We start from the raw sequence: 14,497 nt of genomic DNA, 5'->3' as shown, positions 1-14,497 counted from the left end.
TCAGCGCTTGCCCTTGAACTGCTTGACGCTGCGCTTGGCCTGAGTGCGGCGATTGGCCTGCTTGTCACGAGGGGGGCGCTTGCCCTCCCCGCTGGCAGGCTGGTCGGTAACCGGGAATCCCGCCAGATCGCCCAACGGCAGCTCGCGGCCAGTCAGGGTGCGGATAGCTTGCAGCATGTCACTCTCGCCATGACAGACCAGCGAGATGGCCAGCCCCTCGCGGCCAGCCCGGGCGGTACGACCGATGCGGTGTACATAGACAGGGGCGCTGGCGGGCAGATCCAGATTGATCACCACCGGCAGCGCCTCCACATGGATACCGCGCGCCATCAGGTCGGTGGCCACCAACACCCGAATTTTGCCCTCTTTGAAATCGCCGAGCGCCTGCTCGCGCACCGCCTGCTCCTTCTCGCCATGAAGGGTAGCCACAGCGATACCTGCCTTGGCCAGCTTTCTGGCAACCCCGTCGGCATCATCCCGCGCACTGATAAAGACCAGCACCTGCGGCCACGCCTGCTCCTTGAGCAAGCTGATGAGCGCCGGTACCTTGCTGCTCTTGTTGACCAGATAGAGCCGCTCTTCGATCTCGTTTACCACGCTGTTGAGGGGGGTGGCCTCGATACGGGTAGGCTCGCGCAGCAGGCCGTTGGCCAGCGCCTCCAGCTCGGCAGGCAAGGTGGCGGAGAAGAGCAGGGTCTGGCGATCCGCCGGAATAAAGCCGAGCAGCGCCTTGATGTCGGGAGCAAAGCCCATCTCCAGCAAGCGATCCGCTTCATCCAGCACCAGCAGTTGCAAACCATCCAGCCCCAACAGTTGCTGGGTCAGCAGATCCCGCAACCGCCCCGGCGTGGCGACCAGCAGCTGTGGCCCCTGCGCCAGTTCGGCCTGTTGCCGCTCCTGCGCAACGCCCCCACACAACGTCACGATACGCAGCCCCAGCGCCTCGACGCCCTCTTTAAGCGCAACAGTGACCTGAATCGCCAGCTCGCGGGTCGGCACCAGCACCAGACCCTGCACCTGACTGGAGGCAGGATCCAGCCGTTGCAGCAGCGGCAAGCCAAACGCCAGCGTCTTGCCGCTGCCGGTCTGGGCCAGCGCCAGCAGATCCTGCCCCGCCAGCGCCGCCGGAATGGCAAGCTGCTGGATGCGGGTCGGCGTCTGCAAGGTGGCGGGCAAAGAGGCAAGCAGAGCGGGATGGAGGGCAAGTTCGCTAAAGGTCATGGCGCTACGTCAACAAAGAAGTGGGAGGCGAAGTCTAGTGAGCGGGGGCCGAGAAGTAAAACCCTATCCATGATGGCCTGGCCGAGGGGCGCTGGCGACGGGCTGACTACACTTTAGCTGACCCATCACCAAGAGAGACACGCCATGACCAGACACATCCCCCTTCTGCTGCTCGTGGTCACCCTGCTCGGCAGCGCCACCCTCGGCCTGTCGCAGACTCCGGAAAACGACGCCACCCCCGAGCCGCCGAAACCGGTGCGCATCCTCAATGCCCACCTTGGCGAGCTGCCGGGGCTGATCAATGCCGACAAGACAGGCCCCTTTGTCGATCTGGTGCACGCCATCGATGATCTCTACCCCGATGTGACCATCAAGATCACCATCTACCCCATCGCCCGTGCCATGGCTGGGGTGATCTCCGGCAAGGCTGACCTGGGGCTGCCCGCCATCCGCAACCTCAAGGATATCGATATGCTGGCTTATCGCTTCAGTACCCGCAGTTTTGGCAAGGTTGCCCATGTGATTTACAGCAATACCGCCTATCCGGTCACCACGGATATGGCCTATGGCATAGTGCCCACCAAACGGGACCTGCTGATTGAAGCCGTTCCCGACTATATGCCCTTCCCGGTGCAGCGCTCGATGAGTATCGAGCAGTCACTGCGCAAGCTCTCACGCGGCCGTATCGACGCCTTTGTCTGGGCACAAGAGGAGGCCGACCTGATGCTCAAGCAGCTGGGGCTGACCAATATCAGGCGAGAATTTTTCGGAGATTTCGAGGATGTCTTCATCATCCAGAAAGGGGCTGCAGGTGATGAGATGGACGAATTTCTCCGCCAAGCCATCGATCAGCTGGCTGCCTCCGGCAAACTGGCCGAGATCTACGAGAAGATCCACCGCCCCTATGTGGAGTGGCAACCCTCCCCAACCGCCAAGGCTGAACCGGCGACCACCCCGCCCGCTACGCCCTGAACGGACAATTCCCGCATAAAAAATCCCGCCGAAGCGGGATTTTTTTATGGCTTGCAGCCTTACAGCACGGCCAGCGCAGCGGCGTAGTTCGGCTCGTCGGCCACTTCGGCGACCAGCTCGCTGTGCAGCACCTTGTTGTCACCATCCAGCACCACGATGGCGCGAGCGGTCAGACCGACCAGCGGACCGGAAGAGAAGGCAACGCCGTAATCTTCCATGAAGGCCGCACCGCGCAGGGTGGATAGGGTCACTACCTTGTCCAGACCTTCGGCGCCGCAGAAGCGGGACTGGGCGAACGGCAGATCGGCGGAGATGCACAGCACGACAGTGTTCTCCAGCGCGCTGGCCTGCTCGTTGAACTTGCGCACAGAGGTCGCGCAGGTCGGGGTATCGACGCTCGGGAAGATGTTCAGGATTTTGCGCTGACCGGCAAAGCTTGCCAAGGTCACGTCGGAGAGATCCTTGGCCACCAGGGAGAAGGGCTTGGCTTGCTCACCGGCGACTGGGAAGTGACCAGCGACGGAGACCGGGTTGCCTTGCAGAGTGACTGAGTTGCTCATGTGTTATGTCCTTTATTGGTGTAGTAAAAATCCGGGTGATCAGTATAGGGGCGGCGAGACCAGACAAACACCCGCGAAGACAAGGGATATAAAGGGGTTGACCTTGGACTTAACACCAAGGTTTAGACTCCTTCTCAGTAATCAGGGATCTCGCAGGGGCGGGATCCATCAAGAGGGACTCATCATGAGCAAATCCTGCTGCAATCATCAGCACGCCGCCCCCATCAAGGCCGTCAGCAAGGCGGCCCCCGGCCAGAGTGAACATCACCACGATAGCCACTGCTGCGACAACACCACGCCCGTCAGTTGCTGTTCAACCCTGACGCCTCATGAGCACGCATCCCGTGACGGCAATGAATCACCCGGGGATGAAGAGCCTCCCCGAGGAAGTTGCCACGATAAAGCGTGCTGCAGCGCCCCCTTATCGCCAGCTCACGATCATGAGCATGAGCATGAGCATGAGCACGATAAGCCCCCTGTCGACCCGCTGATTGCACCGGTGCAAGGCAACAGCCGCCACAGCTGGCAGGTGTTGGGGATGGATTGCCCCAGCTGCGCCCGCAAGATCGAGACCGCCGTCAGCCGGGTGAGCGGCGTGCAGCAGGCGCGCGTGCTGTTTGCCACCGAGAAGCTGGTGGTGGATCTGGCCCCCGGCCTCTCCCCCGATCCCGTCACCGCCGCCGTGCTGGCCGCCGGTTTCCAGCTCAAGGGGGAAAGTGCTGACAAGCAGGCAGCTGGCCGTAAGCAAGCTTCACAACAGCCTCTGCAAGGCAATCTATTCGGTAACTTTTTGGGCAAATATTGGCAGCCCCTGTCACTGGCCAGTCTGATGCTGGTCGCCGCCCTGCTGCCGAGCGAGTTCGGTCAGCCGCTCTTTACCCTGGCCACCCTCTGGGGCCTGTGGCCCATCTCCCGCAAGGCGTGGGCGCTGACCAAGAGCGGCTCCCCCTTCGCTATCGAGACCCTGATGACGGTCGCCGCCGTGGGGGCCCTGTTCCTCGGCGAAACCGCCGAAGCAGCCATGGTGCTGCTGCTGTTCATGCTGGGTGAGCATCTGGAGGCCTACGCCGCCGGTCGCGCTCGGGCCGGGGTCACCGCCCTGATGGCGCTGGTGCCTGACAAGGCGCTGCGGATCCGTACCACTGCCGAGGGCGAGGTGCGGGAAGAGGTAGCTGCCGATGAGCTGCGTCCCGGCGATATCATCGAAATCGCCCCGGGTGCCCGTCTACCTGCCGACGCCCGCCTGCTCGATGAACTCGGTGCGTTTGACGAGAGCGCCCTGACCGGTGAGTCTATTCCGGTGGAACGCCGTCAGGGTGACAAGGTGCCGGCCGGCAGTCTGGCTGCCGATCGAGTGCTGCGCCTTGAAGTCGTCTCCGAGCCCGGCAACAACGCCATCGACCGCATTCTGCACCTCATCGAAGAGGCCGAAAGCCAGCGCGCCCCCATCGAGCGCTTTATCGACCGCTTCAGCCGCTGGTACACCCCGACCATGATGCTGGTTGCCCTGCTGGTAGTGCTGGTGCCGCCCCTTGCCTTCGGCCAGAGCTGGGACGAGTGGATCTATCGCGGGCTGGCGCTGCTGCTGATCGGCTGCCCCTGCGCGCTGGTCATCTCCACCCCGGCAGCGGTCACCTCGGCGCTGGCCGCCGCAACCCGTCAGGGGGCCCTGATCAAGGGGGGGGCCGCACTGGAGCGACTGGCCCATATCGATACCGTCGCCTTTGACAAGACCGGCACCCTGACGCTGGGCAAGCCGCAGCTGACCGAGCTAGTGTGCCTCAATGGCCAGCCGGAGGACGAGTTGCTGGCACTGGCGGCCGCCATCGAGCAGGGCTCCCACCACCCGCTGGCCCGCGCCGTGGTCGCCAACGCGACCGAACAGGGGCTGACGCTGGCGGAGGCTCGCGACCTGCGTGCCCTGCCGGGCATGGGGGTTGAGGGACGCATCAACGGTCAACTGTGGCAACTGCTGGCACCGAGCCGGGTGGCGACCCTGAATGTGGAACAGCAAACCCGGATTGCTTCGCTGGAGCAGCAGGGCAAGACCGTCGTGGTGCTCTGCCAGAGCAGCGGCGACAAGGCGCTGCCGGTCGCCCTGCTGGCGCTGCGGGATCAGATCCGGCCGGAGGCGGCGGCCGCGCTGCAAGAGCTCAACCGACTCGGGCTCAACAGCATCATGTTAACCGGGGATAACCCCCGTGCCGCCGAGGCGATCGCCACCGAGCTGGGCATGGGCTGGCGTGCCGGTCTGCTGCCGGAGAACAAGGTAGAAGAGATCGCCAAGCTGGCCAGCACCCGGAAGGTTGCCATGATCGGCGATGGCATCAACGATGCCCCCGCCATGAAGCGGGCCAGTATCGGCATCGCCATGGGGGGCGGCACCGATGTGGCGCTGGAGACCGCCGATGCGGCGCTGACCCACAACCAGCTCGGTGGCATCGCCGCGATGATCCGGTTGTCGCGGGCGGCACTGGCCAATATTCACCAGAATATTGCGCTGGCGCTGGGGCTGAAGGCCATCTTTCTGGTCACCAGCCTGCTCGGCATCACCGGCCTGTGGATTGCGGTGCTGGCCGATACCGGCGCCACCGCGCTGGTGACCGCCAACGCCTTGCGACTGCTGCGCAAGCGCTAAGCCAGCCGATAGCATCCGGGTCACAAGCCGTCCCCAACCGGGACGGCTTTTCTCTGCCTCCCCTCCTGACACCTGCAAAGAAAAAGCGCGTCTGCCGGTCGGCAGTCGCGCTTTGCTTACTCTCTCGGAGTTATCCCACCCTTGGCGAGGTGGAATTCAATCCGGGGACGCCGAGCCATCCCCCGGACTCAATGGCTTGCTTACTTGACGCTGCACTCCTGAATGACGGCAGTACCCGCCTTGACGCCAGCCGGGTCAACCTTCACCAGCACACTCCACAGCCCCTGCTGCAGGGTGATGCTGTTATTGGCACTGCCCCCCTTGGAGAAGGCGAACGAATAGCCGGTTTCAGCGTTCACCGCACCGCCACCGTTGAGCAGGTACTCCTTGCTCCAGTCCTCGTTGGCCACCTTGAACTCGGTGCTGCCGGTGTAGTTGAAGGCCGCCTGGTAGATGGCAAGATCACCGTCCATCCCCTTGTAGCTCAGCTGGTACTGGGGCTGGGCATTCCAGCCAGAAAGCTCACCCTTGACGAACAGGTTGTAGCCGAGCGGATTGCCCGCCACCGTATCCAGCACCTTGCAGCTCTGCACCGGCTCGGTGAAGCTGACGCTCAGGGTCGGTTTGTCCTTGTTCATGGCGGTGAAGACAAACTTGTAGCTGCCTGCCTTGGCCAGATCGACACCGATATTGCCGGTTTCTCCCCCCTTGCAAAGGGTCAGCGGAGTACCGACCACCAGCTTGTCACCAGCGTTGCAACTGCCGTAGTTGACCGGCCCCCAACTGGCGTCAGCGATCTTGACGTTGGTGGTACCCAGCTTGTCGGTGCTTACCTCGGTAGTGAACTCGTACATAAAGTTGCCACTGAAGGTCATCTGGTTGGTGTTGCCCCACTCATCGAGGAACCCCTTCAGATAAACATCGGTGTTGCCAAACGGTGGCAGCGTGCTCAGGTCGGTCTTCTTGCTGACCGGCAGACCCGCTCCCTGGGCGCCATTCTGCGGCTTGACGAACACGGCGGCAGACCAGGCCCCCAGCGTCAGCTGGCCATTATCATAGGCGGCGCCGCTGGCGATGCTGTCGACTGCGCGATGCTTGCTGCTAAGCACCATACCGCTCAGATCGATGGGCTGATCGTTGCCGTCACGGAAGTCGCCGATGCTCTGGCTCTGGTTGCTGGCGTTGATCATCACCACCAGACCGTCGATGGCCGGATCCAGATCCCCCCCGGCACTGACGCCATCATCCACCGTCATGACGATAAGGCCGGGCACCTGATCCGGGCCGGTATTGCGGAAGTCGACCCGCTTGATCACCTCGGCGCCGCTGCCCAGACGCAGCAGTCGGGAGGAGTTGCGCAGCTCCGCCAGTTCCTGATAGAAGCTCACCATCTGCGCCATCTCGGCCGAGCCCGGCTTGGCATGCTTGCCGAGCACCTGCTCGATCAGCGGATAGTTGTCGCCATCCTTGTCCTTGCGCGGCAACCCCTTGTCGAAGTTGTTGTCGCCCAAGGTGTAGTCGACCTTGTTGTACCAGTCGCCCGAGTCGTAGCTGTCCCGCTCCATGGATTTGGAACGCAGCAGCTCGACACCGGCGTGGGTGAAGGGAATGCCCTGACCCAGCATGGCTGTCGCCAGCGATACCCCCTGCATCCGCACCAGATCGGCTCCGGCAGGCGCCTTGTAGATCAGGTTGTCGAACAGGGTCTGGTTGTCGTGCTTGTCGACATAGTTCTGCACTTCCACCGGATCCTGGGCATAACCGGCGCTCTGACCGTTGTAGTCGATCTCGGCGCCTTTCTTCGGCATGCCATCCTTGTCGGTCAGCACGAACTCCTTGAGGTTGCCCGCCATGCCGAGCCGCACCAGATCGGACTGGTGCAAGGCCGTCGCCAGATCCACCTTGCTCATTTCGTTAGGATCGACGAAAGCACCGTTGCCAAAGCCCTGGGTCTTGCGAATGGTATCGCCGCCGTCGAACGGACTGCCGCCGCGCACCGCATCGCGCAAGCGGTCCGAGAAAGAGCCGATACCGGTACCGCCCAGATGCTTCTGGGTAGCCTGCACGAAGCGCTTGTCATCCTGCACTTCGCCGAAGTTCCACCCCTCGCCGTAGAAGTACATCTCGGGATTGACCTTCTTCACCGCGGCCAGCGCCTGCACCATCTGATCTTTCGGATGGTGGCCCATCAGGTCGAAGCGGAAGGCGTCGATCTTGTAGTCGCGCGCCCAGGTGACCAGAGAGTCATCCATCAGCTTGGCGAACATGGCGTGTTCCGGCGCCGTGTTGGAGCAGCAGGTGGAGTTCTCCACCGAGCCGGTCTCCGGATTGAGGCGCTGATAGTACCAGGGCACTATCTTGTCGAGCACCGATTTGGGGCCGAGCCCGGATTCGTTGGTGTGGTTGTAAACCACGTCCATCACCACGTTCATACCGATGTTCTGCTTGATGGCCTTGACCATCTCGCGGAACTCCAGAATACGTTTGGTGCCCTCGGCGTTGGTGGCGTAGGAGCCTTCCGGTGTGGTGTAGTGGTAGGGATCATAACCCCAGTTGAAGGAGTCGACGCCGCGCAGGTAACCGGAAAGCTCCTGCACCTGCGGATTATCCTTGCTGTCGCCCCCTTGCAGGTCGGCCAGCACATCTCCCACGGTCTGACCGCCACCACAGTAGCCGCCAAATTTGGATGTTTTCACATCCGGATTGACCTGACAGAGCTTGCTGAAGTCATCGCCGAGATTGGCTACCTTGGCCGGATCCTCGTTGACGGTGGCGATATCGAACACCGGCAGCAGGTGCAGGTGGCTGACGCCGCTCTTTGCCAGCGTTTTCAGATGGTTGACCGGTACAGAGTCGGGCTGGGTCAGGCCGACAAACTTGCCGCGCTTCTCTTCATCGGTGGAGGCATCGTTACCGGTCAGGTCACGAACATGGGCCTCATAGATGGTGATGTCGGCGGGGTTCTGCTGGCTGTGGGGCGCCTTGAGGCTGTCCCATCCTTCCGGTTTCAGGGCCGGATCGTCGAGATCCACTACCTGACTGAACTCGGAGTTCATCGCGAGACTCAGGGAGTAGGGATCGGTCACCTCGTAGCGCTCGACCTTGCGGCTCAGCGGGTGGTAGACCTCCATGTCGTAGCGGTAGAACTGGCCGATCAGCTCGCTGCCCCCTTCGTAACTCCAGCTGCCGCTGGCGCTGTCGAAGGTCATGGCCACTTCACCACTCTTCTGGTGGCTGGCGTTGTAGAGGGCCAGCTTGACCGACTTGGCGGTCGGCGCCCAGAGGCGGAAGGTCACCCGGTTGCCCTCCACCACGGCGCCATAGCTCAGCTTGGTCGCCTCGGGAGCATAGAGCGCATCGAGGGCACCGGCGCTCTGCACCAGGGTGGCTCCTTGCAGGATACCGTCGGCATCGGTGCCGATAGCCACCAGTTCCCCCTTGAGCAGGGGCTTGAGATCTTTCCCGGCAGGCAGGGTAAAGGCGGCGGCATCCTTGAGGTGCGGATACTTGGCCTGTTGCTCGGCAGTCAGACTGGTCGCGGTCAGGCTGATATAGGGGAAATCGAACACCCCATCGGCATTGGCCTTGATGGTGCCCGAGTCGCTGTAATAGAGGCGAACGTGGGGCTTGTCCTTGCCCCCTTGCCAGATCAGGGTATTGCCATCGATCAAATGAGCGCTGGCCCCCGCCACGCCAAAGGCGGCGGTAAAAGCTTCGGCGCGGCTGCCAAACAGATCTTTCTTGCCCGCGACGATGGCCACGGTGCGATCCGGGTGCTCACTGAAGATCACCTTCATATCGCTGCCGGTCAGGTTGGCCAGATCGCCGTTGCGAGCGATAAAGTTGATGCACCCTTCCACCTTGTTGAGCGGAACGACCCAGGCCGGACCAAAGCTGTCGGCAGTGGCAGGTGTCTTGCTCTTGTCATCCCACCCGGTATTCAGGCCACTATCAGCCGTTGCCTGGCAGGCGTCGTTGTTCCAAAGGTGCAGGCTGTGGCTGTCAAACGGTGCCTTGGCGCCTTTGGCTGCCGACTGGGTATCCACCAGCGCAATGACCACCTGATTTTCGCCGGCAACCAGCAACTCTTTCGGGGGATCCATCTTGGGCAGACGAGCGACAGGCCCATCGGTGACTTCAGGTGTAGGCGGTGTAGGGGGGACGGGGTTCACACCGGAGGCATCAGAGCTGTTGTCATTACAGCCAGACAAAAGCGCGAGCAGTGAGGCTGTTACCAGCGCCACTTTGGTCTTTTTCATATCCATATTTTTATAATTCCCGCTGTAGTTAGTCTCGATAGTCGAGCACCCGGTCATTGCCAGGCGGTGCCATATTAATCAGCGGCAATCGATTCAAATGTGAGCGAAAGGGCAAAAAAACCATCCAGTTTCAACAAGATAACGTTTTCAGACTGAAACTTCGATCCGGCTCACAGACCTCGCGGCCATTTGGCCTCATATCTGGAAAACGGCAGTCACGGGGTCAGAAAAGCAATGTCTGATCAAGTGGATAGACAAGGAGTAAGCAATGAAACGGATTGAAGAGCAGGCAAGACGACTCGATCAGGAGTATCAGGCGATCGGGCAGCTGTTCGACCAGTTCTGCCAGCAGGCTGGCGCCCTGGCCGAACAGTATCACTTCTTCAACTGGCCCGATTATGAAGACTCGCCCCCACTGAGCCGCGCCTTCACCCTGTTGGGGGAACCCCGCGAACTGCGGCTGCGCTGTCAGCCCGGTGAGCGCTCCGCCCTCAATGGCCTGATCCAGGTGGTCTCGGAGGATGGCACCATAGATGCCAGCCTCGGATTTCGCGCCGATGGCCAGTTGCTGCTGGAGTCCGGCAAGCTGCTGGACAACCCGCCCGGACTGCTGCTCAAGCTGCTGCTCGGCGCTGTGTGGCAACACAAGCCCCAAGATGAGATCACCGGGCAGCCGCACTGACGTCAGGGAACCAACGGCACTGAAACCAAGGGGGCCAACGGCCCCCGTTATTTATCCTATTCGCTGGCGATCTCGATGGTCACATGCACCAGCTCTTCATGGATCGCCAGCCGCTCGCGGATCTGCTGCGCCGGTAGCGGATTGACCATCAGCAAAGAGAGCACGCAGGCATACTGCTGCTGCCCTACCCGCCAGACGTGCAGATCGCGGATATCGGTCTGTGGCAGCTCGGCAATCACCTCGCGGATCTCCGCCACCAGCGGGGCATCCATCTCGGCATCCAGCAGCACCCGACCAGAGTCGCGTAACAGACCCCAGGCCCACACAGCAACCAGTCCGGCACCTACTATGCCCATCAGCGGATCGAGCCAGTCAGCGCCCCACAACATGCCCCCCACCAGCGCCAGAATCGCCAGTACCGAGGTGGCCGCATCCGCCAGCACGTGGATATAGGCGGCGCGCAAGTTGAGATCCTGATGGCCGTGGTGATCGTCATGGTCATGATGATGGTCGTGATGCTCATGATGGTGGTCATGCCCATGGTGATGGTGGCCGTGATCATCCTTGAGCAGCCAGGCACAGGCGAGGTTTACCAGCAGCCCCACCAGCGCGATAGCGATCGCCTGTTGATAGTGGATCGGGCTGGGATCGAGCAGCCTGAACACCGACTCGAACAGCATCAACCCGGCCACTCCCACCAGCAGCAGGGCGCTGGTGAAGCCACCCAGCACCTCGATCTTCCAGGTGCCGAAGCTGAATCTGTGGTCGCGGGCGAAGTGGCGAGCGGCGCGATAGGCCAGCACCGAGAGACCGAGCGCCAGTGCGTGGGAGCTCATGTGCCAGCCATCCGCCAACAGTGCCATGGAGTTGTAGAACCAGCCGCCGCCGATCTCCGCCACCATCATGATGACTGTGAGCAGCACGGCCCAGCGGGTCTTCTGTTCGGCCAGCGGATTGCCCTCGTGGATGACGGGTTGATGGCAGTGGGATTGAGCGAGGGATGACATGGATTTCTCCTGAGACCGATGATGCAATATACTATACCCCAGTATAGTTTTATTGATCGAGAGGATCCGTCATGTCCCACACCATTCACGACAAAAAGAAGCTGCTGGCACGGGTGCGCCGCATCAAGGGACAGGCCGGTGCGCTGGAGAGCGCGCTGGAGCAGGAGAGCGACTGCACCGCCATTTTGCAGCAGATCGCCGCCATCCGCGGCGCCGTCAACGGCCTGATGCTGGAGGTACTGGAAGGGCATATGCGCGAGCATCTCGGCGCCCCCGATGCCACCCCGGCCGAGCGGCTGGAGGATCTGGATCAGGTGGTCAGCGTCCTGCGATCCTATTTGAAGTAAGCAGGATGGCGGCGCCATCCGTTCAGGCTCGACCAGCATCGGGCTTGAGCCACCGCCAGCTTTGCGCCATGATGTCCAGCCCGGCTGACCGCCGGTTTTACTGGACAGTCAATTTCAAGGATCCCCCATGTTTGAACACGTCGATGCCTATGCTGGCGACCCCATCCTGACGCTAGTCGAGACCTTCCACAAAGACACCCGCGAGCAGAAGGTGAACCTGGGGATCGGCCTCTATTACGACGAGCAGGGGCGCATTCCGCTGCTGCCGTCGGTGCAGCAGGCAGAAGCCCAGCGCGCCGCCGCCCCGGCGCCGCGCCCCTACCAGCCGATGGAAGGCGCAGCCAACTACCGCACCGCAGTGCAACACCTGCTGTTTGGTGCCGACCATGAAGCGGTCAAGGCGGGTCGCATCGCCACCATCCAGACCATCGGCGGCTCGGGCGCCCTGAAGATCGGCGCAGATCTGCTCAAGCGCTACTTCCCGACCTCCGAGGTGTGGGTCAGCAATCCCACTTGGGACAACCACAAGGCGATGTTCGAGGGGGCCGGCATCAAGGTGCATGACTACCCCTACTACGATGCGGCCACTGGCGGCGTGCAGTTCGATGCGATGATCGACTGCCTGAGCAGCCTGCCGGCCAAGAGCATCGTGCTGCTGCACCCCTGCTGCCACAACCCGACCGGGGTGGATCTCTCCCGTGCCCAGTGGGATCGGGTGATCGCGCTGGTGGTCGAGAAGAACCTGATCCCCTTTATGGACATCGCCTATCAGGGCTTCGGTGATGGACTGGAAGAGGACGCCTACGCCATCCGCGCCATGGTGGCCGCCGGTGTCAGCTTCTTTGTCAGCAACTCGTTTTCCAAGAACCTCTCCTTCTACGGCGAGCGCTGCGGTGGCCTGTCGGTCATCTGCAAAGATGCCGAAGAGGCGAGCCGGGTGCTGGGCCAGATGAAAGCCACCGTACGCCGCAACTACTCCAGCCCTCCCACTCACGGTGGCCAGATCACCGCGGCGGTGATGAGCCAGCCCGAGCTGCACGCCATGTGGGTCGATGAAGTGACCGAGATGCGCACCCGCATCAAGGCAATGCGCCAGAAGCTGTTCGAGGTGCTGAGCGCCAAGGTGCCGGGCCGCGATTTCAGCTACTTCATCAACCAGCGCGGCATGTTCAGCTACACCGGCTTCACCCCGGAGCAGGTAGATCGCCTGCGCGAGGAGTTCGCCGTCTATCTGGTACGCTCCGGCCGCATGTGCGTGGCGGGCCTCAATAGCCGCAACGTCGACTATGTGGCTGACGCCATGGCGGCGGTGCTCAAGGGCTAATCCGCATCAGCCCCGCTTTGGCGGGGCTTTTTGTCTGTTTCATTCGCTTGTGGAGTCGTTATGGATCTGATCGCACTCTCGAGATTGGGCGGTCGCCATCTGGTCACCCTCCACCTGCTGCTCGACAACCAGAGCGTTACCCGCACCGCCGAGCGGCTCTGCACCACCCCTTCCACCGTCAGCAAGACCCTCAACCAACTGCGGGATCTGCTGGGGGATCAACTGCTCTACCGCCAGGGCAACCAGCTGCTGCTCACCCCCATGGCCGAGCGACTGGCTCCCACCCTGCACCGGCTGCTGGGGGAACTGAACGGCCTCACTCGCCAGAATGCCTTCAACCCCCAACAGTGGCAGGGCAGCTTGCGGCTGGGATTGCGCGAGAGCGTGATGACCTGGCCGGTGAGCCCCATTCTGGGTCAGCTGATGAAAGAGGTGCCGGGCATGGTGCCGGAGATCTGGAACAAGGATGAGCAGGGGCTGGAGGCGCTGGCAGCGGGCAAGCTCGACTTCGTGATCCTGCCACATGACCAGAGTCAACCGTTGCCACGCCAGCCCGGGCTGGTGTGGGAAACCCTGCGGGAAGAAAAACTGGTCTGCCTGCTGCGCAAAGACCACCCCGCGCTGGCCAAGCCCTGGGATCTCGATGCCTACCTGAGCTGGCGCCATATCGCCATCCGGGATCAGGAGCTGGCCAACCCCTTCTTCGAACAGAGCCTGGCCCAGCAGCAGGTGCGTCGCCAGATTGGCGCTACCCTGCCCGATTTTGCCAGCGCGGCGGCTCTGCTGCCCCAGACTGATCTGATCCTCACCGCCATCGGTGGCTGGGCGGCCTGCATGGCCAGTCAGCCGGATCTGGTGATGCGTCCGGCACCGTTCGATTACGGCAAGGTGAGTCACAGTCTGGTCTGGTATGGCCCGGCCGGTGATGGCTCAGCCCGTCACTGGTTCCGCCAGCGGATCCTGCAACTGGGTCGCGAATTGATTGAGCCCTGAGCCGGACGACAAGGAGAAGATATTGATGTTTCACCGCGGCGAAACATCAACGGCAAGTAGGGACTAGGGACGTTTGGTATAGATGGGGCTGGGGAAGGAGGCGACGTTGCTGCCCAGATCCGTGATGCGGGCAGCCCCCTGCTTTTTCACCTGATCGATGCGCAGCACCTGATGCATGGGAATAAGGGTCTGGCGCACATCGGCAAATTCGCTCTTGAGCTTCTCGTGACTGGGATCGACGATAAGTGCGGTATGGTTGTCCCAGACAAAGTCGGCAATCTCGATAAAACCGAACAGCTGGCCCTGATTGACTTCGCGCACATAGACTTCGTAGCGCTCGCTGTGGCAAATAAACTGAACCCGATATAACGCCTTGCTTTCACTCATGATTATCTGTCATTGAGGGGTAAGAAGATGGCCATTATTCTAGCCGCCGTTCTCGCCCCCTCCAATAGACAGAAATCACAGTTGCGGCCTTTCCATGCCGCATCTCA

At 61.9% G+C, this 14,497-nt stretch carries 11 protein-coding genes; 6 read left to right on the top strand and 5 right to left on the bottom strand.

All coding sequences use genetic code 11. The features are described 5' to 3' along the window. Positions 1-1,221 (bottom strand): DEAD/DEAH box helicase, encoded by a 1,221-nt coding sequence (locus tag AB5Y83_RS20510; RefSeq protein WP_368175876.1) that lies wholly within the window; start codon positions 1,219-1,221, stop codon positions 1-3. Between the two features lie 144 nt (positions 1,222-1,365). Here AB5Y83_RS20510 and AB5Y83_RS20505 point away from each other — a divergent pair, with 144 nt between their 5' ends. Continuing rightward, the gene (locus AB5Y83_RS20505) at positions 1,366-2,193 is read left to right on the top strand and encodes a transporter substrate-binding domain-containing protein (RefSeq protein ID WP_368175875.1); all 828 of its coding nucleotides are present in this window, start codon (positions 1,366-1,368) and stop codon (positions 2,191-2,193) included. A 59-nt stretch (positions 2,194-2,252) separates the two neighbouring features. Here the strand turns inward: AB5Y83_RS20505 and tpx are convergent, their stop codons facing one another. Beyond that, a complete protein-coding gene (tpx, locus tag AB5Y83_RS20500) occupies positions 2,253-2,753 on the bottom strand; it encodes a thiol peroxidase (RefSeq protein WP_005341463.1) in 501 nt (166 codons plus the stop codon). A gap of 184 nt (positions 2,754-2,937) precedes the next feature. Between tpx and AB5Y83_RS20495 the strand changes: the two genes are divergently transcribed. Continuing rightward, the gene (locus AB5Y83_RS20495; RefSeq protein ID WP_368175874.1) at positions 2,938-5,391 is read left to right on the top strand and encodes a zinc/cadmium/mercury/lead-transporting ATPase; all 2,454 of its coding nucleotides are present in this window, start codon (positions 2,938-2,940) and stop codon (positions 5,389-5,391) included. A 200-nt stretch (positions 5,392-5,591) separates the two neighbouring features. Here AB5Y83_RS20495 and pulA read toward each other — a convergent pair whose 3' ends face one another. Beyond that, positions 5,592-9,656, bottom strand: coding sequence for a pullulanase-type alpha-1,6-glucosidase (gene pulA / locus AB5Y83_RS20490; RefSeq protein WP_368175873.1), 4,065 nt, complete (start codon positions 9,654-9,656; stop codon positions 5,592-5,594). Positions 9,657-9,918: 262 nt separating this feature from the next. Between pulA and AB5Y83_RS20485 the strand changes: the two genes are divergently transcribed. Further along, positions 9,919-10,332, top strand: a complete 414-nt coding sequence (locus tag AB5Y83_RS20485) for a hypothetical protein (RefSeq protein WP_040067388.1) — start codon at positions 9,919-9,921, stop codon at positions 10,330-10,332. 56 nt (positions 10,333-10,388) lie between these two features. Here the strand turns inward: AB5Y83_RS20485 and dmeF are convergent, their stop codons facing one another. Then, positions 10,389-11,339, bottom strand: a complete 951-nt coding sequence (gene dmeF / locus AB5Y83_RS20480; RefSeq protein ID WP_368175872.1) for a CDF family Co(II)/Ni(II) efflux transporter DmeF — start codon at positions 11,337-11,339, stop codon at positions 10,389-10,391. Between the two features lie 71 nt (positions 11,340-11,410). On the opposite strand from dmeF, the gene AB5Y83_RS20475 reads away from it, so the two are divergent. The 3 genes from AB5Y83_RS20475 (at position 11,411) to AB5Y83_RS20465 (ending at position 14,003) form a co-directional block, all read left to right on the top strand. Beyond that, positions 11,411-11,686 (top strand): metal/formaldehyde-sensitive transcriptional repressor, encoded by a 276-nt coding sequence (locus tag AB5Y83_RS20475; protein WP_005340299.1) that lies wholly within the window; start codon positions 11,411-11,413, stop codon positions 11,684-11,686. A 127-nt stretch (positions 11,687-11,813) separates the two neighbouring features. Continuing rightward, positions 11,814-13,010 (top strand): amino acid aminotransferase, encoded by a 1,197-nt coding sequence (locus AB5Y83_RS20470; protein WP_005357908.1) that lies wholly within the window; start codon positions 11,814-11,816, stop codon positions 13,008-13,010. Positions 13,011-13,070: 60 nt separating this feature from the next. Continuing rightward, entirely contained in the window at positions 13,071-14,003 is a 933-nt protein-coding gene (locus AB5Y83_RS20465) for a LysR family transcriptional regulator (protein WP_368175871.1), read from the top strand. Positions 14,004-14,066: 63 nt separating this feature from the next. Here the strand turns inward: AB5Y83_RS20465 and AB5Y83_RS20460 are convergent, their stop codons facing one another. Then, positions 14,067-14,390 (bottom strand): DUF1820 family protein, encoded by a 324-nt coding sequence (locus tag AB5Y83_RS20460; RefSeq protein ID WP_005340296.1) that lies wholly within the window; start codon positions 14,388-14,390, stop codon positions 14,067-14,069. Positions 14,391-14,497 lie beyond the last annotated feature (107 nt).

This window comes from Aeromonas sp. R5-4, assembly GCF_040908215.1.
Taxonomy (GTDB): Bacteria; Pseudomonadota; Gammaproteobacteria; order Enterobacterales; family Aeromonadaceae; genus Aeromonas; species Aeromonas veronii.
Note: the sequence above shows the minus strand (reverse complement) of the source record. Positions and strands in the feature narration are given on the sequence as shown.